We start from the raw sequence: 21,160 nt of genomic DNA, 5'->3' as shown, positions 1-21,160 counted from the left end.
GCGCGCTGCCGAAAGAAGGACTGCCATGATCCCGCCCACCGAACTGAGAGTGTCGAAGGACCGGCGTTTGCTGACGGTCACTTTCGCCGACCGGGAGCCGATGGAACTTCCGGCCGAGATGCTGCGGGTGCTGTCCCCATCCGCCGAGGTGCAGGGGCATTCGCCGGAGCAGCGCGTGACGGTTCCCGGCAAGAAGAATGTCGAGATCCTGCGCATCGAGCCCGTCGGCAATTATGCCGTGCGCATCGTCTTCGACGATCTGCACGACACCGGTATCTACACCTGGGATTATCTCAGCACGCTCGGAGCCGAAAAGGCCGAGCATTGGCAGGCCTATGTGAACGAACTCGAAGAAAAGGGATTAAGCCGCTGACTTGCAGCCGTCGCGGCCGTCGCACAACCGTCATAGTCACCATGTTAGGCGCGGGCGCGCCGCATAACTGTGGGGAGCTTGGCCGTGAATGAAATCACCTCGGTGGAAGAACTGGAGGCGCTCTACGGCCTGCCCGGCGAGACCTCGCTGGTCAAGGAACTCGATCGCATCATTCCCGAATATGCAGCCTTGATCGCGGCATCGCCCTTCCTGGCGCTGGCGACCGCGGGGCCCGAGGGACTCGATTGCTCGCCGCGCGGTGATCTCGCCGGATTCGTGCGCATCCATGACGAGCGGACGCTTATGCTGCCGGACCGGCGTGGCAATAACCGTGTCGATTCCCTGAAGAACATCGTGCGCGACGGGCGGGTGGGTCTGCTTTTCCTCGTCCCCGGTTCGGGCACCACGCTGCGCGTCAACGGCCGCGCGCGCATCGTGGTCGACGAGGACCTGTGCGCGTCGTTTGCCGTAAAGGGAACGCCCGCCCGCTCGGTCGTGGTGATCCATGTCGAGGCGGTCTATTTCCAATGTGCCCGTGCCATCGTGCGCTCCGATCTGTGGAATGCCGAAAATCATGTCGATGCGAAGTCCCTGCCGTCGCCCGGACGCATTCTCGCTGTGACCAGCCAGTCGAGGATCGACGGCGAGGCCTATGATGCCGAATGGCCCGAGCGCGCCGGCAGGACGATGTGGTAGTTCTGCCGCGCATCAGCCGTCCTGCTTCGCTTGCCTCATATTGGGCAGGAAGACCGTCAGCAGGCCGATCAGCGGCAGGTAGGAGCAGATCCGGTAGACGAAGTCGATCCCCCTGGCGTCGGCGATGATGCCAAGCACCGCGGCGCCTATGCCGCCGAGCCCGAAGGCGAAGCCGAAGAAGATGCCGGCGATCATGCCGACGCGGCCGGGCACGAGTTCCTGGGCGAAGACCACGATCTGCGGGAAAGCGGAGGCCAGGATGAGGCCGATGATAGCCGTCAGGATCGGCGTCCAGGCATAGCTTGCATAGGGCAGGGCCAGGGTGAAGGGCAGTACGCCGAGGATCGAGAACCAGATCACGGCCTTGGAACCGAACCGGTCGCCGATCGGGCCGCCGAGTATGGTGCCGACGGCCGCCGCGCCGAGGAACACGAACAGCAGCACCTGCGCCTCGCGCACCGAGAGGCCGAACTTCTCGATGACGTAAAATGTGTAGTAGCTCGAAATGCTCGCTATGTAGACGTGCTTGGAAAAGACGAGCAGGATCAGGATGATCAGCGCGCCGGCAACGCGACGCCGTGGCAGTTCGAGGCTCGTTGCCGGCCGCGCCCGCGTTGCATGGGCGGCGCGGTAGGCATTATACCAGGCGCTCACCCTGGCGAGCACGATCATGCCGACGAGCGCGGCGAGCGAGAACCACGCGACGCTGATCTGCCCGCGCGGTACCACGATGAAGGCCGCCAGCAGCGGGCCGATCGCCGTGCCGATATTGCCGCCCACCTGGAACAGCGCCTGGGCCAGGCCGTAGCGGCCTCCCGAGGCCAGGCGTGCCACGCGCGAGGATTCGGGGTGAAAGATGGCCGAGCCGATGCCGACCAGGCTGGCGCCTGCAAGGAGCAGCGAGTAATGGGCGGCCGTGGCCAGCAGGATGAGGCCGCACAGCGTCGAGGCCATGCCCGCAGGCAGCGAATAGGGCATTGGCCGCCTGTCGGTGTAGAGGCCGACGAGCGGCTGGAGCAGCGAGGCCGTGACCTGGAAGCTCATGGTGAGCAGGCCGATCTGCCAGAAGTCGAGCCCGTAATCGGCCTTCAGCATCGGATAGATGGCCGAAAGCAGCGACTGCATGACATCGTTCAAGAGATGGCAGAAGCTGACCGCGATGAGGATGGCATAGGCCGTCTTGTCGACTGGGAAGCTGCGGGCGTTGAGTGTGGCGTCGGCCATGTTTTGTGCCTGTGAGAACGGAATCGCTGTTGTCTGTGAAGGCCACGTCCTTACACCCCTTGCCGGGCGTCCTGCTTTCGTGGTTTGGTCCATTTATTATGCAAGTGGGCCAAACGCAAAACCGCGCCACACCAAAAGCGCCCGAGCGGCATTCTCCGGGGTTCGATGCCGTCCACACCGAGCGTCTGGCGGCGCTGGCGGCGGCAGACGAGCCGGTGGTGGCCTTTGCCTTCGATTATCCCGCCAGCCACGACGTGCCGCCGCATCGGCACAGCCGGGCGCAATTGCTGCATGCATGCAGGGGCGTCGTGCTGGTCTCTTCGGCCGCGGGACGGTGGATGATCCCGCCCGACCACGCGGTCTGGATCCCGGCCGGGGTCGAGCACGCGGTGACCATGCTCGGACCGGTGCGCATGCAGTCGCTCTATGTGCTGCCCGAAATGGCGGGCGGCGGCGCGGGGGTGCTCAAAGTGGTCGGATTGACCGATCTCATGCGCAGCCTCATGTCTGAAGCGGTCGAAATGAGTGCCGCGATGGCGGCCTCGGAACGGGGCGCTTTGCTGTTCAAGCTGCTCTTGGCGGAAATTCCGCGGCAGGCCGAACGTCCGTTGGGGCTGCCCTTTCCAGCCGAGCCGCGGCTGGCGGCGCTGTGCCGGCGCTTCATGGAAGATCCGTCGCCCGACGTCACAATCGATTCCTGGGCGGGCGAGACCGGAATGAGCCGGCGCAGCTTCACCCGCGCCTTCAAACGCGAGACCGGCGTCAGCCTGTCCATCTGGCGTCAGCAGGCAAGCCTGTTTGCCGCGCTGCCACGGCTGGCGGCCGGCGAGACGGTGACCAGCGTGGCACTGGACCTGGGCTACGAAAACGTGCCGGCATTCACCACCATGTTCAAACGGATGCTGGGCACCCCGCCGCGCAGCTATTTTCGCGATGGTGCGGGCGGGGTGCCGCCGGTTTAATCCCTTATGAAGGCGAGCAGGTCGGCATTGATCACGTCGGCGTGGGTGGTGCACATTCCGTGCGGATAGCCCTTGTAGGTCTTGAGTGTCGCGTTCTTGAGCAGGTTTGCCGACAAGGGAGCCGAGTCCTCGTAGGGCACGACCTGGTCGTCGTCGCCGTGCATCACGAGCACAGGCACGTCGATGGTTTTCAGATCGTCGGTAAAGTCGGTTTCGGAGAAGGCCTTGATGCAGTCGTAATGGGCCTTGGCGCTGCCCATCATGCCCTGACGCCACCAGTTCTCGATCACGCCTTGCGACACTTGAGCGCCCGGACGATTGAACCCGTAGAACGGGCCGCTCGGTACATCTAGGAAGAACTGGGCCCGGTTGGCCGCCAGAGCCGAGCGGAAGCCGTCGAAGACGTCGATCGGCAAGCCTCCTGGGTTGTTCTCCGTCTTGACCATGATCGGCGGCACTGCGCCGATGAGCACCGCCTTTGCGACCCGGCCCTTTCCGTGCCCGGCCACGTAGCGTGCAACTTCGCCGCCGCCGGTCGAGTGGCCCACGTGGACCGCATCGCGCAGATCCAGCGCAGCCGCCAGTTCGGCGACGTCGGCCGCATAAGTATCCATGTCGTGACCGGTCCAAACCTGGGTTGAGCGTCCATGTCCCCGCCGGTCGTGGGCAATCACGCGGAAGCCCTTGTCGAGGAAGAACAACATTTGCGCGTCCCAGTCGTCTGCACTGAGTGGCCAACCGTGATGGAAAACGATTGGTTGCCCGGTGCCCCAGTCCTTGTAGAAGATTTCCGTGCCGTCCTTGGTCGTGATCGTAGCCATCTGAGACTCCATTGATCGATTGAAGAATTGCCGGCATCTCGCGGACAGTGGTCCACGCAATCATCCTAATCCTTCCGAATGTCATTTTGGAGATAGGGAGGAGCCAGCGCCCCGAATGCGGCACGGACACGGGACGGTTATCTGAGCCTCATTCGTCGGCCAGCATGTCGATGATGCGGCGCATCTGATCGCCCATGGCATCGCATTGCGCCGGCGTGGACTGTTCCATCACCCGGTCGATCAGACCCGTATAGACCTCTAACGCCTGCATCAGCAGGTCTTCGCCATCCTCGGTCAGGTAGAGGCGCATGACACGGCGGTCCGATAAGTCGCTTTCGCGCCTGAGCAGGCCCTGCGTCTCCAGTTGAGGCATGAGCATGGTGATGTTGGACCGGCCGACAAGCAGCCGGCGTGCCAGCTCGTGCTGCGACATGCCGGGATGGCGGTAGAGATTCATCAGCATGTCGAGCTGGGCGATCTTCAGCCCGAACGGCGCCAGGAGGCGCGTCAGCTCGCGCACCACGGCCTTTTCGGCGCGCACCAGCGCGATCCAGTTCTTGAAACGCGGATTGTCCCAGGGGAGATCTTGTTTTTTGTTCATTCTTGAACTAATATGTTCATGCTTGAACCAATTGGTCGGAGGACCAACATGGCATCATTTCCTCTCACTGTCATCCGTGGTGCGTTCGGCATTGCCGACCATCTGATCCCACGTCTTGCCGGCCGGGCCGCCTTCGAACTGTTTTGCCGGACAAGAAACCCCAACCGCCCGCCGGACAGGGAAAGGCAGGTGATCGAACGCGCCGTGCCTTTCATGGCGGAAGCGCGGCATCATCGTCTGACGGCGCGTTCGGGTTGCGTGGCGGTTCACGAGTTCCGCCCGCCCCACGGTGTCGCGTCGACCTTCCAGGTGCTGGTCATCCATGGCTGGAATTCGCGCACCGAGCACATGGCGCCGCTGATCGAAACGATGCGGGCGAGGGGCGGCCGCGTCTTTGCCCTGGACCTGCCCGGACACGGGTGGTCTTCGGGTCGGCGGCTCAACCTGGCGACCGGGGTCGATGCGACGGCCACGGCGGCGCAATGGTTCGGCCCTTTTGACGCGATCGTCGGTCATTCCTTCGGCGGCGCGGTCGCGGTCAATGCCGTCGTCGGCGCGATCAAAGGCGTTATGCCGGTTGAGGCGGCGCGACTGGCACTCATCGCGGCGCCCAATTCGATGCCTTCCTTCTTTGATGGATTCGGCCGCATGCTCAATCTCGGACCGCGCGCCCAGACGGCCCTGGCCGGGGAGGTCGCACGCATTGCGGGCCGTCCGCTCTCGGAATTCGTCGGGGCGGATCAATTGTCCCGATGCGCCATTCCAACGCTTGTCGTGCATGCCCCGGATGACAAGGAGGTGCCGGCTGCCCACGCCGAGGCCTATGGGCAGGCGGGGCCGCATATCCGGCTCGTCTGGGCCCACGGCCTCGGACATCGCCGCATCATCGCCGGCCCCGGGGTGCTTACGACAATTGCTGATTTCGCCGCGCCGACAAAGCCCGTTCAGCCGGTGCACGGCCGCATGCGCCGCGCCGACGCCGCTTAAGACCGCAAGAGGAAGGTCAGGACTTGCGCGGACGGCCGGGCTCGTGCGGCAGGCCCGCCTCTTTCCAGGCTGAGAACCCACCTGCGATATGGCTCACCTTGTCGAGCCCCATATCCTGCGCCGTCTTGGTGGCAAGCGCCGAGCGCCAGCCGGCGGCGCAAAAGAAGACGAGATGCTTGCCGGAGGAGAAGATGTCCTTGTGGTAGAGGCTTTCCGGATCGATCCAGAACTCCAGCATGCCGCGCGGGCAGTGATGCGCGCCGGTGATCCGGCCCTCACGGTCGAGCTCGCGCGGGTCGCGAATGTCGATGAAAAGCGTCTCGTCATCCTGCAACAGCGCCGCCGCCCCGGCCGGCGACAGCGCCTCGACTTCAGCATTGGCTTCCTCAAGCAGCGCCTTGTATCCCTTCTTCAACGCCATCGCGTCCCACTCCTTCTCAGCGCTTGACCACCACGCGCGTGCCGACATCGACCTGATTGTAGAGATGGACCACATCGTCATTGGCCAGGCGGATGCAGCCTGAAGACATGGCCTGCCCGATGGTCCATGGCGCGTTGGTGCCGTGAATGCGGTAGAGCGTCGAGCCAATATAGAGCGCGCGTGCCCCAGCGGGTTGTTGCGGCCGCCGGGCATATAGGCTGGCAGCTTGCGGCCCTTGGCCGCCTCGCGCCGGATCATCCGCGGCGGCGGCGTCCAGCCTGGCCATTCGGCCTTGCGCGAGACGCGGTTCGTGCCCGACCAGGCGAACCCCTCGCGGCCGACCCCGACGGCATATTTGATCGCCCGGCCATTGCCGAGCGTGTAGTAGAGCCGGCGCTCGGACGTGTGGATGACGATGGTGCCCCTGGCATAGCCCTGGTCATAGCGGACCGTGCGCCGGGGAATGGGCGATTTGTCCGAATAGCGCTTGGCGCGCAGGGAAGGCGGCTCGCCAGCACGCAGGATGCGGGCGAGCAGGCTTTCGGCCTGGGCGTCGGTTGTGAACGAAACGGGCGCAGCCGACAGGATGACAAGCGCCAACACGGTGAGGATAGCCGGTCGCATTCCACCTCTCCTTCGCCCCCGCCGACAGTGAAGCCGGCAAGCCGGTTCGCGTCAACCATGGCGTGCCGTCAACGTTGTCCGCAGGCATGGCCGATGCCGGTGTCAGCCCAGGTTGAGCTCCTTGAAGAAGTCGTTGCCCTTGTCGTCGATGACGATGAAGGCGGGGAAATCCTCGACCTCGATGCGCCAGACGGCTTCCATGCCGAGTTCCGGATATTCGACGACCTCGACATGTCTGATGCAGTCCTGTGCCAGGCGGGCGGCGGGGCCGCCGATCGAGCCGAGATAAAAACCGCCGTGCCGCGCGCAGGCCTCGCGCACCTGCCGCGAGCGGTTGCCCTTGGCCAGCATGACCATCGACCCGCCGAAGGACTGGAACTGGTCGACATAGGAATCCATGCGCCCGGCCGTGGTCGGTCCGAACGAACCCGAGGCATAGCCGGCGGGCGTCTTGGCCGGGCCGGCATAATAGACCGGGTGGTTCTTGAAATAGTCGGGCATCGCCTCGCCGCGCTCGAGGCGCTCGCGGATCTTGGCGTGCGCCTGGTCGCGCGCGACGATGATGGTTCCGGTCAGCGACAGGCGTGTCTTGACCGGATGGCTGGAAAGCTCCCTGAGAATGTCCGCCATCGGCCTGTTGAGGTCGACCTTGACCACGTGCGAGGTCAGTGACTGCTCGTCGATCTCCGGCATGTATTTCGCCGGGTTAGCCTCCAATTTCTCGAGAAAGATGCCGTCCCTGGTGATCTTGCCGAGCGCCTGGCGGTCGGCCGAGCAGGATACGCCGAGGCCGATCGGCAGCGAAGCGCCGTGGCGCGGCAAGCGGATGACGCGCACGTCGTGACAGAAATACTTGCCGCCGAACTGCGCCCCGACGCCCATCTGCTGTGTCAGCCTGTGCACCTCGGCCTCCATTTCGAGGTCGCGGAAGGCGTGGCCGTCTTCGCTGCCGGCCGTCGGCAGCCCGTCGAGATAGCGCGTGGAAGCGAGCTTCACCGTCTTCAGGTTCATCTCCGCCGACGTGCCGCCGATGACGATGGCCAGGTGATAGGGCGGGCAGGCGGCGGTGCCGAGCGTCAGGATCTTCTCCTTGAGGAAGTCGATCATGCGCTCATGCGTCATCAGCGACGGCGTGCCCTGGTAGAGAAACGTCTTGTTGGCCGAGCCGCCGCCCTTGGCGACGAAGAGGAATTTGTAGGCGTCTTCGCCCTCTTCGTAGATATCGATCTGGGCGGGCAGGTTGTTGCGCGTGTTCTTTTCCTGAAACATCGACAGCGGGGCGAGCTGCGAATAGCGCAGGTTCTTCCTCTCATAGGCGTCGAGAACGCCGCGGCCGAGCGCTTCGCCGTCGCCGCCCTCGGTCCATACGCGTCGGCCCTTCTTGCCCATGATGATCGCCGTGCCGGTATCCTGGCACATGGGCAGCACGCCGCCGGCCGCGATATTGGCGTTCTTCAACAGGTCGTAGGCGACGAAACGGTCGTTGTCGGTTGCTTCCGTGTCTTCGAGGATCGATGCGAGCTGCTTGAGATGGCCGGGCCGCAGCAGATGGTTGATGTCGCCAAAGGCCGCTTCCGACAGCAGCCGCAGACCTTCCGCTTCGACGATCAGAACGTCCTGCCCGCGAAAACGCTCCACATCGACATGGTCGGAGGTCAGCTTGCGATAGGGCGTCGTGTCTTCGGCGAGGGGGAAGAGGTCTGCGAGTACGGCGTCGGACACGGGCATGGCTCCTTTGGCTAGCCGGGCATCGTGGAATTTGCGGTCTTTTAGCGCCAGAGGGCGAAATGTCCATCGCTCGGCCGTGGCGCCAAGAGACATTGCCCACAGACGAAGCGTTCAATTTTGTGTGCTTTTTCATAAATGCTTAACGGTGTGCACTCCAATCACTATCATGAGCGGGTGCCTCGGATCGGGTCGTATGCATCTTATTTGGTGTCTAGCGCGTTGAGATATGCCATCCGTTCGCACCTCAACGAATTGGGCCAGGGTCGATGATGATGCGCGTGAGCATGAAGCAATGTTTTATTTCCGTCAGCGTCCTGGCCGCGGCGCTCGCCGCCGGCGCGGCACCGGCCAAGGCACAGAACCTGTTCGAGATGCTGTTTGGCGGCGGGGCCAGGCAGCAGCACCATGGCGCCAATCCTTCTGAACGAAACCGCTTCGGTCAGCAGCGGCGCGCCCAGCCGCAGGCGACAGCCGCACCCAAGCCGCGAAGGCCGATCAAGAAGATCTCGGCGCCGTCATACTACACCTACCGGGCCGATCCGCTTGTCGATGTCGATTTCGCTTCCGTGATCGATGCGCCCAAGCCGGCGGGTTTGGAGCCGACCCTTGCACATGACGGCTTCGGCGAGGCCGTGGGCGAACTCGCCGGCTTCGAGCTGGCGGCCGAAAAGGAGATCGCCGCGGCGCTGCGCGATCATTATGCGCATAACCCGCAATTCATCTGGGTGACCGGCACCAGCGCCAACAGCCGCGCAACCAAGGCCATGCGTGTATTGTCCGAGGCCGCCAGCTACGCTCTCGACCCGGCCGAATATGCCGTGACGGCGCCGCCACCGGGCTTTTCCATGGATGACATGCGCGGCCGCTACCGGGCGCTGATCCGCTTCGAGATGACGCTGTCGGCGCGGGTGCTGCGCTATGCGCGCGACGCCAGGGCAGGGCGCATCGATCCCAACCGGCTGTCGGGCTATCACGATTTCCCGAAGAAGAAGCTCGACCTGACGAGGGCCCTCGCGTCGCTCGCAAGGACACAGGACGTGCGTGCATATCTCGAAGGGCGCCATCCGCAGAACGCGCAATACCAGGCCTTGCGCGTCGAACTGGAGACGCTGCGCGCCAGCGAGGAGAACGAGATCGTCGTCGATCCGAAGCTGCTCATGCGGCCGGGCAGCAGCGATGCCGATTTCCCCAACATGCTCAAACTGATCGTCGCCAAGTCCGACGAGGCCTTTCGCGCCGAGCATGGGCCGACGATCGCCCTCAAGGCAGACACCGAAACCTACTCGGACGATCTGGTGCCGGTCATCAAGGCGGCGCAAAAGGCGCACGGCCTCAATCCGGACGGCATCATCGGGCCGCGTACGGTGGCCGCGCTTGCCGGTCGCTCGCGCGCCGATCGCATCCACAAGGTGGAGATCGCGCTGGAGCAGTTGCGCTGGCATCCTTCCGAACTCGGCAACCCCTACGTCTTCATCAATCAGCCCGCCTACACCGCTTCATTCGTCGAGGATGGCAAGACGAAGATCGCGATGCGGGTCGTGGTCGGCAAGACCACCAACCAGACCAGCTTCTTCCACGACGAGATCGAGCGGATCGACTACAACCCGTATTGGGGCGTGCCGCAATCCATCATCGTCAACGAAATGCTGCCCAGGCTGCGCCGCGATCCGGGTTACCTCGACCGTGCTGGCTACGAGGTCTTCGACAGGCAGGGGCGCCGCATTTCATCGGCGTCCGTTAACTGGGCGCGATATGGCGGCAAGGTTCCCTTCAACGTCCGTCAGACGCCGAGCGAAGCCAATGCACTGGGCGAGTTGAAGATCCTGTTTCCCAACAAGCACGCCATCTACATGCACGACACGCCGTCGAAGAGCCTGTTCAGCCGCGAAAGGCGGGCCTTCAGCCATGGCTGCGTTCGCCTGCAGGACCCGCGCGGAATGGCGGCCGCCGTCCTCGACCGGTCCCGCGATTATGTCGCGGCCAAGATCGGCAAGGGACACTCCTCCGAGAAGGTGACGCGCAAGATTCCCGTTTACGTCGCCTATTTCACCGCCTGGCCGGACGATGCCGGGAGCGTGCATTACTATACCGACGTCTACGGGCGCGACGATCGCGTGATGAAGGCCATGAAGGTGACGGCCGCCACACGCGGTGCGGCAAGCTGAAGTCCGTTCGGTTCACCAATTTGAGAAGACATGGTGGGCGCGACAGGGATTGAACCTGTGACCCTTCGCGTGTGAAGCGAATGCTCTCCCGCTGAGCTACGCGCCCGCTTCGGATCCCGGCCCAAACGCCGTCGCCCGAAAGCTGGCGGCGATATAGTGGCGGGCGCGGGATAAAGTCAAGGACGCTTAGAACATGTCCCGCTCAAACGTTACCGTTTGAGCGAAAGGCACATGTTCCAGAATATTGATCTGGCGCCCCAAATCGTCAGTTGGCGACGGCGCGTATCATTCGATCGGCGAAATCGGGTGTGAGCTCGTCGAAATGCGAAATAACAGCGCTCGGCTCGAAATCGCCGACATGGCGGTCGCTGTAACCGTGATCGACGGCGATCACCGGAACGCCGGCGGCCTTTGCGGTGTCGATGTCGGTCCTCGAATCGCCCACCATGACGGCGCATTCGACCGCACCGCCGGCGCGCAGGACCGTCTGCGTGAGATGGCGGGGATCGGGCTTGCGGAATGGAAACGTGTCGGCGCCGCATATGGCGGCGAAGCGTGGCGCCATGTCCAGCGCCCCGAGAAGCTCATCGGCAAGCGCTTCGCGCTTGTTGGTGCACACTGCCAGGCGGTAGCCGCGCTCGGCAAAACGGTCGAGCATGGCGAGTGCGCCGGGATAGGGCGCCGAACGGCTCGGAATGTTCTTGGCATAGTGATCGAGAAAGGCCGCCAGCAGGGCATCGAGGTCAGACTGCGGCAGCGCGATGCGCCGGGCAGCGTGAACGCGTTCGATCATTGCGCGGGCACCATGGCCGACATATGGACGCATCGCCGCATATGGCTCGGGCTCGTAGCCCGCCGTCGTCAGGGCGTGATTGAGGCTGGCAACCAGGTCGGCGGCGGTGTCGACGAGTGTGCCGTCGAGGTCGAAGACGATGGTCGGCGTCGATGCGCTCATGAACAGTTTCCCTCTGTGTCCGGGTGCTCGTAGGTGGGGCAGGTTGTTGCCTATCCGGGCGCGGACTCGACTTCAAGTCGCGCTCGCCCAAGGCGTGTCGGAAAGCCTTTGCCCCGACAACCAGAAATGCTAGAGCATGTCCCGCTCAAACGGAATCGTTTGAGCGAAAGGTACATGCTCCAGTATATTGATCTGGCGCGCATATCCTTGCTTCAAACGTTTCCGTTTGAAACGAATGCGCGCTAGGAGCGACTTCTTTCTCCTTCGTGCCGGAACGGACTCCCATGGATGCACGACAATTGAAGATCGAGGCTGCGCGCGCAGCACTCGCCCATGTCGAGGATGGCACGACGATCGGCATTGGAACCGGCTCGACGGCCGAGGAATTCGTGCGCCTTTTGTCGGCCCGCGTCGCCGATGGGTTCGTGGTCAAGGGCGTGGCGACGTCGGAGCGCACGGCTGCGCTCTGCCGGGAACTCGGGATCGCACTGACGACGCTGGACGAGACGCCGCATCTTGCGTTGACAGTGGATGGAGCCGACGAAGTCGCCCCCGATCTTGCGCTGATCAAGGGCGGCGGCGGTGCCCTGCTGCGCGAAAAGATCGTCGCTGCCGCATCCGACCGCATGATCGTGATTGCCGATGGTTCCAAGCTCGTCGACGTCCTTGGCCGTTTTCCGCTTCCCGTCGAGGTCAACCGCTTCGGCCTCGGCGCGACGCGACGCGCCATCGATGAAGCGGCCAACCGGCTGGGCCTGACCGGCCCGGTCGCCTTGCGGATGACCGCCGGCGAGCCTTTCGTCACGGATGGCGGACATCTCATCCTCGATGCATCATTTGGCCGTATTCCCGATCCAAGAGCCCTGTCGGATGCCATGCACACCATTCCCGGTGTCGTGGAACATGGCCTGTTTATCGATCTGGCCAGCCTCGCTATCATCGCGGCTGACGATGGAATCAAGACACTCGAATCGACCCGATAAGAAGGGAGTTCACACTTCATGACCTTGTTCAGGACTGTCAGGCGCCATTCCACGGCGATTGTCGCGGCCGTGCTCGTGGCCTGGTCCATTCCTGCCGCCGCGCAGGACATTTCGGAAAGCCATCTCAAGGCGGCACGCACGGCAGTGGCGACGATCAACGCAACCGACGAGTTCGACAATATTCTGCCGCAGGCGGCGCAGGCCCTGAAGATCGAGCTGATCAACAAGGACCCGAACCTGGAGGACTTGATCAATCAGACGGTCGACACCAAGGCGATCGAGCTTGCCAGCCGCCGGGCGGATCTGGAGCGTGAGGCCGCACTCGCCTATGCACGTGTCTTCACCGAACAGGAATTGAACGAAATTTCCGCGTTCTACCAGACCGAAGCCGGCAAGAAGCTCATCGCACAAGGGCCGATCGTCATGCGCAGTGTCTATCAGGCGGCTGAAATCTGGCAGCGCGGCCTTGCCCGCGACCTGGCCCAGGAGGTTGCGGCCGTGCTCGAGGACGAGGCGCCGATCGAACAGGGCGACGGAGCCGGCGGCGGCGCGGAAGAAGCGGCACCCGCCCAATAATCGCGACAATCTTTGCCTGAAAGCCCGGTTCGAGCCGGGCTTTCTTCATTTCGGGCGTTGCGTGGGCCTAGCGCGCGTTCGCTTCAAACGGAACCGTTTGGAGCAAAGATATGCGTGCCAGATCAATATGTTGGAGCATGTACCTTTCGCTCAAACGATTCCGTTTGAGCGGGACATGTTCTAGTTTCGTTGGCGCGGTCCTATATGAGTTGGCGGCACTGTATTGAAGGAATGAATCGGCGTGGCCAAATTCGATTATGATCTCTTCGTCATCGGCGGCGGCTCGGGCGGCGTGCGCGCGGGACGCGTCGCTGCCGGTCTGGGCAAGAAGGTCGGCATCGCGGAAGAATACCGCTATGGCGGCACATGCGTCATTCGCGGCTGCGTGCCGAAGAAGCTGTTCGTCTACGCCTCGCAGTTCCCTGAACATTTCGAGGATGCGGCCGGCTATGGCTGGACGGTGCCGCCGGCAAGCTTCGACTGGCCAACCCTGATCGCCAACAAGGATCGCGAAATCGCCCGACTGGAAGGGCTGTACCGCAAGGGTCTGGACGGCGCCGGAGCCGATATCCTCGATTGCCGGGCCGAGCTTGTCGACGCCCATACGATCCGCCTTGTTGGTGAGAACAGGACGGCGACGGCGGACCAGATCCTGATCGCGACGGGCGGTCGACCCAATCCGCATGCCGCATTGCCGGGCCACGATCTGTGCATTTCCTCGAACGAGGCGTTCCACCTGGAAGAGTTGCCGCGGGCCATTGTCATCGCCGGCGGCGGCTACATCGCGGTCGAGTTCGCCAATATCTTTCACGGTCTCGGGGTCGACACCACGCTCGTCTATCGCGGCAAGGAGATCTTGAACCGTTTCGACGCGGATCTGCGCGGCATGCTGCACGAGACCATGGAAAAGAAGGGCATCCGGATCCTTTGCCACACTATCTTCGAAAAGGTGGAGCGCAACGGAGACGGGCGCCTGTCGGCACATCTGTCGAACGGCGAGACGATTGCCGCGGACCAGGTGATGCTGGCGCTCGGCCGGATACCGAATACGCAGGGGCTGGGCCTGGAGGCGGCGGGTGTCGCAACCGGGCCTGCCGGGCAGATCATGGTCGACGACTATTCCCGGACCAATATCGACAATATTTGGGCCATCGGCGACGTGACCGACCGGGTGCAACTCACTCCGGTCGCCATCCACGAGGCGATGTGCTTCGTTGATACGGCATTTCGCGACAAGCCGACCAGGCCCGACCATGACAACGTGCCCACGGCTGTCTTTTCGCAGCCGGAGATCGGCACGGTCGGGCTGGCCGAGGATGTCGCCGCCAAGCGCTTTGAGGAAATCGAGGTTTACAGGGCCGTGTTCCGGCCGATGCGCCACACGCTCGCCGGGCGCGACGAAAAGATGCTGATGAAGCTCGTCGTCGACGCCGCCAGCCGCCGGGTGGTCGGCGTGCATGTGCTGGGTCCCGACGCCGGCGAAATGGCGCAGATCCTCGGCATCGCCGTGAAGGCACGGCTGACCAAGGAGGACTTCGACCGCACCATGGCGCTGCATCCGAGCGCGGCGGAAGAACTCGTGACGATGTATCAGCCGAGCTACCGGGTGAAGTACGGCGAGCGCGCCGCGGCCTGATGATCGCTGCGGTCGGAAGGACGCATCAAGGTGCCAGGAGCGGCATGACGTTTGCTGCAGGTAAGACCGGCGATGTCGAGGCGTTGCAGCGTCTGGCCGAAGATGGCGGTTTGATCGCCTATTTCGGTTACGGCTCGCTGGTCAATCGCGTCACCCACCGCACCGCCATCGTTGCCGCCGTGCCGGCCCGATTGCACGGCTGGCGCCGCATCTGGAGGCCGCGACCCGACATGCCCGGTTTTCCGGCGGCGCTGCTGACCGTCCGGCAGGAGCCGGGTGAGGCGGTGGATGGGCTACTGGTCTTCGATCACGCTGACAACCTGGCCGCCGTCGATTCCCGCGAAGCGCGATACCGGCGCGTCGAACTGGCCGCGGACCAGATCGAAGGGCAGGTGCCTGCGGTCGACTGTCCCCTCTATGTCTACGAGGCCGACGAAAAGCTTCCGCCGCACCGCGAGGCGCCGCAGATACTGCGCTCCTATCTCGACGCGGTGATGCAAGGCTTCTTGGTCGAGCACGGAGATGACGGTCTGCGTCGCTTTCTCGCCGAGACCGACGGCTTCGACACACCGATCCATGAGGACCGGGAAGCCCCGCTCTACCCGCGCTCGGTTCGTCTGTCGCAAGCGGAGCGGGAATTGTTCGACCGGTTGTTGAACGAGACCTGGCCCCGTCCGGGAAACTGATGCCGATAGGCCCGGCAAGCCCACGACAGCGGGATTGCGGGGTGGTGTCGCAGTGCTGCATCCTGTATAGAGCCGCATCCTGCAATCGTGCAGGAGCCGGGCGTGCCGATCCGCGCGCTCCCCATGTGTCAATTGGGTGTTGTTATGACGAAATGGTCTCCGAATTCCTGGCGCACGAAACCGATCCTGCAGGTTCCCGCCTATCCGGATCAGGCCGCTCTGGCCGAGACCGAAAAGCAATTGGCGACCTATCCGCCGCTGGTTTTTGCAGGGGAAGCGCGCAAGCTGAAGAAGCAGCTCGCCGCCGTCGCCAATGGCGAGGCGTTTTTGCTGCAGGGCGGCGACTGCGCCGAAAGCTTTGCCGAGCACGGGGCCGACAACATCCGCGACTTCTTTCGCGTCTTCCTGCAGATGTCGGTGGTGCTGACCTATGCCGGCGCGCAGCCGGTGGTCAAGGTCGGCCGCATTGCCGGCCAGTTCGCCAAGCCGCGCTCGTCCGACAACGAGACCAAGGACGGCGTCACGCTGCCCAGCTATCGCGGCGACATCATCAACGGCATCGAGTTCGACGCCAAGTCGCGCATTCCCGATCCGGCACGCCAGGAGATGGCTTATCGGCAGTCGGCGGCCACGCTCAACCTGTTGCGTGCCTTCGCCCAGGGCGGTTTCGCGAACCTGGAGAACGTCCACAAATGGATGCTCGGCTTCGTCTCCGACAGCCCCCAGTCGGAGCGCTACGAGGCGCTCGCCAACCGCATCACCGAGACGATCGACTTCATGCGGGCGGTCGGTATCACCTCGGATACCAATTTCGCGCTGCGCGAGACCGATTTCTACACCAGCCACGAAGCATTGCTGCTGGGCTATGAGGAGGCGCTGACGCGCGTCGATTCGACCTCCGGCGACTGGTACGCGACGTCGGGCCACATGATCTGGATCGGCGATCGCACGCGCCAGCCCGATCATGCGCATATCGAATATTGCCGCGGCATCAAGAACCCGCTCGGCCTGAAATGCGGCCCCTCGCTCACGCCGGACGGTCTCATCGAACTGATCGACGTCCTCAATCCGGAGAATGAGCCGGGACGGCTGACGCTGATCGCCCGCTATGGCCACGACAAGGTCGGCGAGCATCTGCCCAAGTTGGTTCGTGCGGTCGAGCGCGAAGGCCGCAAGGTGGTGTGGTCGTGCGACCCGATGCACGGCAACACGATCACGGCGGCGGGCTACAAGACGCGTCCGTTCGACCGCATTCTCGGCGAGGTCCAGAGCTTCTTCGATGTGCATCGCGCCGAGGGCACGCATCCCGGCGGCATCCATGTCGAGATGACGGGCAAGAACGTCACCGAGTGCACCGGTGGCGCGCGCGCCATTCGCGACGAGGAATTGCAGGATCGCTACCACACCCATTGCGATCCGCGGCTGAATGCCGATCAGGCGATCGATCTGGCTTTCCTGGTCTCCGAGCTTCTGAAAAAGAGCAAGGCCGACAGGCCCGTTCGCCAGGCGGTCAGCGCCTGAAGCGAACCGCATGTGCTGCATGGAGGGCGCCGCTATGCCGGCGCCCTTTTTCGTGCTGGACGCTCCGCCGCGCGCCGTGCATTTCACACGACTGATCTGTTCATTGAAAAATATGCGCTTGAGTCGCCCGACGAGAAAAGCGATGCCGGTGAGCAAGGAGGACAGTTCGATGAGTGATGTTCATGCAGGCGGCTGTCTGTGCGGGGCGGTACTCTACACGGTTTCAGGACCGCTGCGCGGTGTCGTCTATTGCCACTGCACACAATGCCGCCGTCAGACGGGCCATATCTACGCCGCAACCAATGTTGCCGACGACCGGATCGAGATCGACGGCGCCGACAACCTGACCTGGTACGCGGCTTCGAACCTGGCGCACCGGGGGTTTTGCCGCATCTGCGGCTCGGCGCTCTTCTGGAAACCCGACGATGGAGGCCATATCTCGATCATGGCCGGGACGTTCGACACGCCGTCCGGGCTCGAGAGTGAGAGCCACATCTTTGTTGCCGACAAGGGCGATTATTACGAGATCTCCGACGGGCTTGCCCAATATGCCGGCCCCGGGCCGTCATCTGCAGCATCTGGACGTTGAACGATATTGCAACACGCGTTCGGCTTCGTTGAACAATCAGTTGCCTTTCCATGCCCTCCCGTGTTGCGTCACGTGGCGCTAGATAGGAGGGCAAGGAGGCTTGTCCCATGAGCGTATCAGCCACAAAGATGCCGACGCTGTTCATCTCGCATGGCGGACCGAACATCGTGATCGACGACATCGCCGCGCGTCACTATCTGGAAGGCCTGTCCGGACTTTTTCCGCGGCCGAAGGCGATCGTTATCATGTCGGCGCATTTCGAGGCCGACGGGGTTGTCGTCGTGTCCGACCCGAAACCGGAAATGATCTATGATTTCGGCGGGTTCGCGCCGGAACTTTACGAGATGCAATATCCGGCGCCGGGCGACCCTGATCTGGCGGGCCGGGTGGTCGGCCTGCTCGGGGAGGCCGGGCTGGAGCCCTCGACCGTCGGCAAGCGCGGCTATGACCACGGCGTATGGACGCCCCTCAAGCTCGCATTTCCCGAAGCCGATATTCCGGTCGTGCAGGTTTCGATCGATCCGCATCGCGACGCCGCCTGGCACTACCGGGCCGGTGCCGCGCTGGCGCCGTTGCGCGACGACGGCGTGCTGCTGATCGGCTCCGGGCACATCACGCACAATCTGCGGGCCTATTTCGGCGCCGCGCGCCTGGGGCGCTCGGTCGATCCCGAGATGCCGCAAAAGGTCAAGGCGTTCACGGACTGGTTTGCGCAGCGCTTTGCCGCCGGCGACCGGCAGGCGATCCTCGACTGGAAGGAGAAGGCGCCTTATCCGGCCGACAACCATCCGACCGACGAGCATCTGATGCCGCTCTTCTTCGCCTATGGCGCGGCGGGCGAGGGCGCGCATGCCGAGCGGACGCATGATTCGGTCGAGCAGGGGTTCTTCGCCTACGATTCCTGGCTGTTCCAGTGACGCTCCACGGTTTCCTTCCTGCGCCGGGCGATCTAAATCTTGGCCGCCCGGCGAATCGGAGGAAGCGATCGTGGAAAGGATCATCAATGCGGCAATCAATTCGTGGCGGGCCTATCGCTATCTGGTCCGACACGAGACCGCATTCCGGCAGGAACTGGTGATCCTCACCCTGGCGCTGCCGCTCGGCTGGCTCCTGGCGGCGACGTGGCGGGGCTATGCGCTGCTGCTTGCCGCGATCCTCCTGGTTATCCTGGTCGAAGTGCTCAACACCGGCATCGAGGCGGCCTGCGACGCCTTTTCGCGCGAATTCAATGTCGACATCCAACTGGCCAAGGATTGCGGCTCGCTTGCCGTCGCGATCGCCATCGTGATTGCCGGCGGAGTCTGGCTACTGGCGCTCGTCGAGCGCCTTACCGGCAGCCCGGTCTGACCGGCGGCGAGTTCAGCCGGCCGTCCGCAAGCGCCCGACCAGCCGCACTGATCGCCTTAGCACCGTGAACGCGGAACCAAGGGCCACGATCCATAGTGCTACAGCCAAAAGTTCGTTGCGGCCGTTCCAGATGGGCTCCAGCAGCGAGACAAGAGCGGCGGCGGAGACCAGCGCCATGCGATGCGGCTTGGCCATGGGGCCGGAAAAATCGGCCGGCAGCCCGCTGGCGCGGCCGAGCTCGCGCACATAGGCGGTGAGCACCGCAAGTGCTGCTGCGGCCCAGCCGAGCGCCGGAAGGCCCACGCCGTAGCCGAGACCGACGAGAATGACGATATCGGCGATGCGGTCGGGAAACTCGTTCCAGAAGGCGCCGTCGGGCGCGTTTTTGCCGGCCTCGATGGCGACCATGCCATCGAGCAGATTGCACAGAAGACGAAGCTGGCAGAACGCCGCCGCCAGGATGAGCAGGAGCGGGCGCAATGTCCCCTCTGCGTCGCCCGCCAGCCAGAAGCTGGCGCCGGCGGCAGCGGCGAAGACGATGCTTGTCGCCGAAATCTGGTTGGGCGTGATCGCGGTTGCGGCCAGCTGGCGCGTGAGAAGCTTCGCCCAGCCCGTGTCGCGGCTGGCCAGCGGGCGGCGGTTTTCGTTCTCATTCATGTCAGTGACCACCAGTAACGCACCAGATGGAAGAAGATGGGGGCGGAAAAGATGACCGAATCCAGCCGGTCGATGAAGCCGCCATGGCCGGCGATCAGATGGCCCCAGTCCTTGACGCCCCGATCGCGCTTGATGGCCGACATGACGAGACCGCCGAAAAAGCCCATCAGCACGATTGCGAACGAGAGCAGCCCCGCCTGCAGCGGCGAAAAAGGCGTGATCCAGTAGAGGGCGGCACCCAGGGCCGTGGCGCTCAGAGCGCCGCCGGCAAAGCCTTCCACCGTCTTGGAAGGCGAAAGATGGGGCGCGATCTTCGTGCGGCCCAGGAGCTTGCCCCAGACATATTGCAGGACGTCGCTCGACTGCACGACGATCACCAGAAAGGCGATCAGCAGCACGTTGCGCCCTTCATAGCCGGGGATCTGCAGGCTGAGCAGGGCCGGCACGTGGGAGACGCAGAAGACGCAGATCATCAGCGCCCATTGCACCTCGGCGATGCGGATGAAAAAGCGGTTCGTGTCGCCGCGCAGCGCCGCGATGATCGGCATGAGCAGGAAGGCGTAGACCGGGATGAAGATCGAATAGAGCCCGTACCAGTCGATATAGATCAGGTAATACTGGATCGGCAGGACCAGGAAGAAGGCGGCGGCCAGCGCCCAGTGATCGGCCCGGCGCGTGTCGGTGAGGGTGATGAATTCGCGCAGCGCCGCAAAGGAGGCGAAGGCGAAGAGCAGCGTTGTGCCGAAGCGACCGAATAGCAGGGCGAGCCCCATCAGGACGATCATGATCCACCACGCTTTCACGCGGTCGTTCAGGTTTTCGATCACATTGTTGGTGCCATCCGGCGACAGGCGGCGCTGGAGGACATGGCCGGCGATCGAGGCGGTGACGAGCACGGCCGCAAGGCCTGCCAGGAGCGCGATCAGATCGGCATGATGGGCGTTCATGCGCCATTCTCCGCGCTTTTGAGGGAAAGAAGGGCGGCCTCGGCGCGCGCGATGAAGGCGTCCTTCTCCTCGTCCGGTTTGACATGCATCGCCTCGCCGAAGGTGACGGTGCAGATGAAGGGGATTGGCACGAACTCACCCTTGGGCAGGACGCGGTTGAGATTGTCGATCCAGACGGGCACGAGATCGACGGCGGGCCGCGCTCTGGCCAGATGATAAAGGCCGCTCCTGAAGGGCAGGAGAGGGGTGTCAGTCTCATTGCGCGTGCCCTCGGGGAAGACGATCAGCGAGGCGTCACCATCGAGCGCCTCGGCCATCTGGGCGATCGGATCGTCGGCGCGTGTCTCGCGGTTGCGGTCGATGAGGACGGCGTTGAAGACGTCGCGGCCGATGAAGCGCCTTACGGGTGATTTCAGCCAGTAGTCGGCGCCGGCCACGGGCCGGGTGCGCCGCTGCAGCCGCTCGGGCAGCACGGCCCAGAGCAGGATGAAATCGCCATGGCTGACATGGTTGGCGAAATAGATTCGCTGACGCTCGACCGGCTCGACACCCTGCCAGATACCGCGCACGGCGGTGATGAAACGCGCAAACAGCGTGATTGCCGTTGCCGCCAGTTCCGCCGCTAAACCCATTCTTCCCCCGCCAGGTGTCGAGCGTTCAA

Annotated in this window: 22 protein-coding genes, 1 tRNA gene and 1 pseudogene; 13 read left to right on the top strand and 11 right to left on the bottom strand. The window is 63.7% G+C overall.

Annotated features, from left to right (window positions below):
• Nucleotides 1-25: 25 nt before the first annotated feature.
• Together GM909_RS06910 and GM909_RS06905 are read left to right on the top strand one after the other, a co-directional pair.
• Complete coding sequence (locus tag GM909_RS06910) at nt 26-373, top strand: gamma-butyrobetaine hydroxylase-like domain-containing protein (protein WP_157015470.1); 348 nt, start codon at nt 26-28, stop codon at nt 371-373.
• Nucleotides 374-457: 84 nt separating this feature from the next.
• A complete protein-coding gene (locus GM909_RS06905) occupies nt 458-1,069 on the top strand; it encodes a pyridoxamine 5'-phosphate oxidase family protein (protein WP_157015469.1) in 612 nt (203 codons plus the stop codon).
• A gap of 12 nt (nt 1,070-1,081) precedes the next feature.
• Here the strand turns inward: GM909_RS06905 and GM909_RS06900 are convergent, their stop codons facing one another.
• On the bottom strand, nt 1,082-2,293 hold the full coding sequence (locus GM909_RS06900; protein WP_157015468.1) for an MFS transporter: 1,212 nt from the start codon (nt 2,291-2,293) through the stop codon (nt 1,082-1,084).
• A gap of 29 nt (nt 2,294-2,322) precedes the next feature.
• On the opposite strand from GM909_RS06900, the gene GM909_RS06895 reads away from it, so the two are divergent.
• Nucleotides 2,323-3,255: an AraC family transcriptional regulator gene (locus GM909_RS06895; protein WP_235911702.1), complete on the top strand. Its 933-nt coding sequence runs from the start codon at nt 2,323-2,325 to the stop codon at nt 3,253-3,255.
• Here the strand turns inward: GM909_RS06895 and GM909_RS06890 are convergent.
• Nucleotides 3,252-4,076, bottom strand: a complete 825-nt coding sequence (locus GM909_RS06890; protein ID WP_157015467.1) for an alpha/beta fold hydrolase — start codon at nt 4,074-4,076, stop codon at nt 3,252-3,254. The genes GM909_RS06895 and GM909_RS06890 overlap by 4 nt on opposite strands.
• Before the next feature lie 148 nt (nt 4,077-4,224).
• On the bottom strand, nt 4,225-4,677 hold the full coding sequence (locus GM909_RS06885; RefSeq protein ID WP_157015466.1) for a MarR family winged helix-turn-helix transcriptional regulator: 453 nt from the start codon (nt 4,675-4,677) through the stop codon (nt 4,225-4,227).
• Between the two features lie 48 nt (nt 4,678-4,725).
• Between GM909_RS06885 and GM909_RS06880 the strand changes: the two genes are divergently transcribed.
• Complete coding sequence (locus GM909_RS06880) at nt 4,726-5,664, top strand: alpha/beta hydrolase (RefSeq protein ID WP_157015465.1); 939 nt, start codon at nt 4,726-4,728, stop codon at nt 5,662-5,664.
• Nucleotides 5,665-5,680: 16 nt separating this feature from the next.
• Here GM909_RS06880 and GM909_RS06875 read toward each other — a convergent pair whose 3' ends face one another.
• The 3 genes and pseudogenes from GM909_RS06875 to GM909_RS06865 form a co-directional block, all read right to left on the bottom strand.
• Nucleotides 5,681-6,079 (bottom strand): rhodanese-like domain-containing protein, encoded by a 399-nt coding sequence (locus tag GM909_RS06875; protein ID WP_198174155.1) that lies wholly within the window; start codon nt 6,077-6,079, stop codon nt 5,681-5,683.
• A gap of 22 nt (nt 6,080-6,101) precedes the next feature.
• Nucleotides 6,102-6,697: pseudogene (locus GM909_RS06870) on the bottom strand (L,D-transpeptidase).
• A gap of 114 nt (nt 6,698-6,811) precedes the next feature.
• On the bottom strand, nt 6,812-8,431 hold the full coding sequence (locus GM909_RS06865) for a fumarate hydratase (protein ID WP_328600448.1): 1,620 nt from the start codon (nt 8,429-8,431) through the stop codon (nt 6,812-6,814).
• Between the two features lie 275 nt (nt 8,432-8,706).
• Between GM909_RS06865 and GM909_RS06860 the strand changes: the two genes are divergently transcribed.
• Nucleotides 8,707-10,602 carry a L,D-transpeptidase family protein gene (locus tag GM909_RS06860; RefSeq protein WP_407941255.1) on the top strand — a complete coding sequence of 632 codons (1,896 nt, stop codon included), beginning with the start codon at nt 8,707-8,709 and terminating at the stop codon, nt 10,600-10,602.
• A gap of 31 nt (nt 10,603-10,633) precedes the next feature.
• Here GM909_RS06860 and GM909_RS06855 read toward each other — a convergent pair.
• Both GM909_RS06855 and GM909_RS06850 read right to left on the bottom strand, forming a co-directional pair.
• Nucleotides 10,634-10,708 (bottom strand) — tRNA-Val (locus tag GM909_RS06855).
• 159 nt (nt 10,709-10,867) lie between these two features.
• Nucleotides 10,868-11,557, bottom strand: coding sequence for a phosphoglycolate phosphatase (locus tag GM909_RS06850; protein ID WP_157015462.1), 690 nt, complete (start codon nt 11,555-11,557; stop codon nt 10,868-10,870).
• A gap of 284 nt (nt 11,558-11,841) precedes the next feature.
• Here GM909_RS06850 and rpiA point away from each other — a divergent pair, with 284 nt between their 5' ends.
• The 8 genes from rpiA to GM909_RS06810 all read left to right on the top strand — a co-directional run bounded on the left by rpiA (nt 11,842) and on the right by GM909_RS06810 (nt 18,895).
• A complete protein-coding gene (rpiA, locus tag GM909_RS06845) occupies nt 11,842-12,540 on the top strand; it encodes a ribose-5-phosphate isomerase RpiA (RefSeq protein ID WP_157015461.1) in 699 nt (232 codons plus the stop codon).
• An 18-nt stretch (nt 12,541-12,558) separates the two neighbouring features.
• Nucleotides 12,559-13,116: a DUF2059 domain-containing protein gene (locus GM909_RS06840; protein ID WP_157015460.1), complete on the top strand. Its 558-nt coding sequence runs from the start codon at nt 12,559-12,561 to the stop codon at nt 13,114-13,116.
• Between the two features lie 241 nt (nt 13,117-13,357).
• Entirely contained in the window at nt 13,358-14,752 is a 1,395-nt protein-coding gene (gene gor, locus GM909_RS06835; RefSeq protein WP_157015459.1) for a glutathione-disulfide reductase, read from the top strand.
• A gap of 44 nt (nt 14,753-14,796) precedes the next feature.
• A complete protein-coding gene (locus GM909_RS06830) occupies nt 14,797-15,438 on the top strand; it encodes a gamma-glutamylcyclotransferase family protein (protein WP_157015458.1) in 642 nt (213 codons plus the stop codon).
• Nucleotides 15,439-15,582: 144 nt separating this feature from the next.
• Entirely contained in the window at nt 15,583-16,959 is a 1,377-nt protein-coding gene (locus GM909_RS06825) for a class II 3-deoxy-7-phosphoheptulonate synthase (RefSeq protein WP_157015457.1), read from the top strand.
• A gap of 169 nt (nt 16,960-17,128) precedes the next feature.
• Nucleotides 17,129-17,548 carry a GFA family protein gene (locus GM909_RS06820; protein WP_157015456.1) on the top strand — a complete coding sequence of 140 codons (420 nt, stop codon included), beginning with the start codon at nt 17,129-17,131 and terminating at the stop codon, nt 17,546-17,548.
• A 107-nt stretch (nt 17,549-17,655) separates the two neighbouring features.
• The gene (locus GM909_RS06815; protein WP_157015455.1) at nt 17,656-18,465 is read left to right on the top strand and encodes a DODA-type extradiol aromatic ring-opening family dioxygenase; all 810 of its coding nucleotides are present in this window, start codon (nt 17,656-17,658) and stop codon (nt 18,463-18,465) included.
• A gap of 70 nt (nt 18,466-18,535) precedes the next feature.
• Nucleotides 18,536-18,895, top strand: coding sequence for a diacylglycerol kinase (locus GM909_RS06810; protein ID WP_157015454.1), 360 nt, complete (start codon nt 18,536-18,538; stop codon nt 18,893-18,895).
• Nucleotides 18,896-18,907: 12 nt separating this feature from the next.
• Here the strand turns inward: GM909_RS06810 and GM909_RS06805 are convergent, their stop codons facing one another.
• From GM909_RS06805 to GM909_RS06795, 3 genes are read right to left on the bottom strand one after another with little or no spacing between them, the layout of a single operon-like run.
• Entirely contained in the window at nt 18,908-19,552 is a 645-nt protein-coding gene (locus GM909_RS06805) for a CDP-alcohol phosphatidyltransferase family protein (RefSeq protein WP_157015453.1), read from the bottom strand.
• On the bottom strand, nt 19,549-20,499 hold the full coding sequence (locus tag GM909_RS06800; RefSeq protein WP_157015452.1) for a phosphatidate cytidylyltransferase: 951 nt from the start codon (nt 20,497-20,499) through the stop codon (nt 19,549-19,551). Before GM909_RS06800 ends, GM909_RS06805 begins: the two co-directional genes overlap by 4 nt.
• A complete protein-coding gene (locus GM909_RS06795) occupies nt 20,496-21,131 on the bottom strand; it encodes a lysophospholipid acyltransferase family protein (RefSeq protein ID WP_157015451.1) in 636 nt (211 codons plus the stop codon). Before GM909_RS06795 ends, GM909_RS06800 begins: the two co-directional genes overlap by 4 nt.
• Nucleotides 21,132-21,160: the final 29 nt, after the last annotated feature.

It is taken from the genome of Mesorhizobium xinjiangense (assembly GCF_009749525.1).
GTDB classification, from domain to species: Bacteria; Pseudomonadota; Alphaproteobacteria; order Rhizobiales; family Rhizobiaceae; genus Mangrovimarina; species Mangrovimarina xinjiangensis.
The sequence above is the reverse complement of the archived record's forward strand: the minus strand, read 5'-3'. Positions and strand labels throughout refer to the sequence as shown.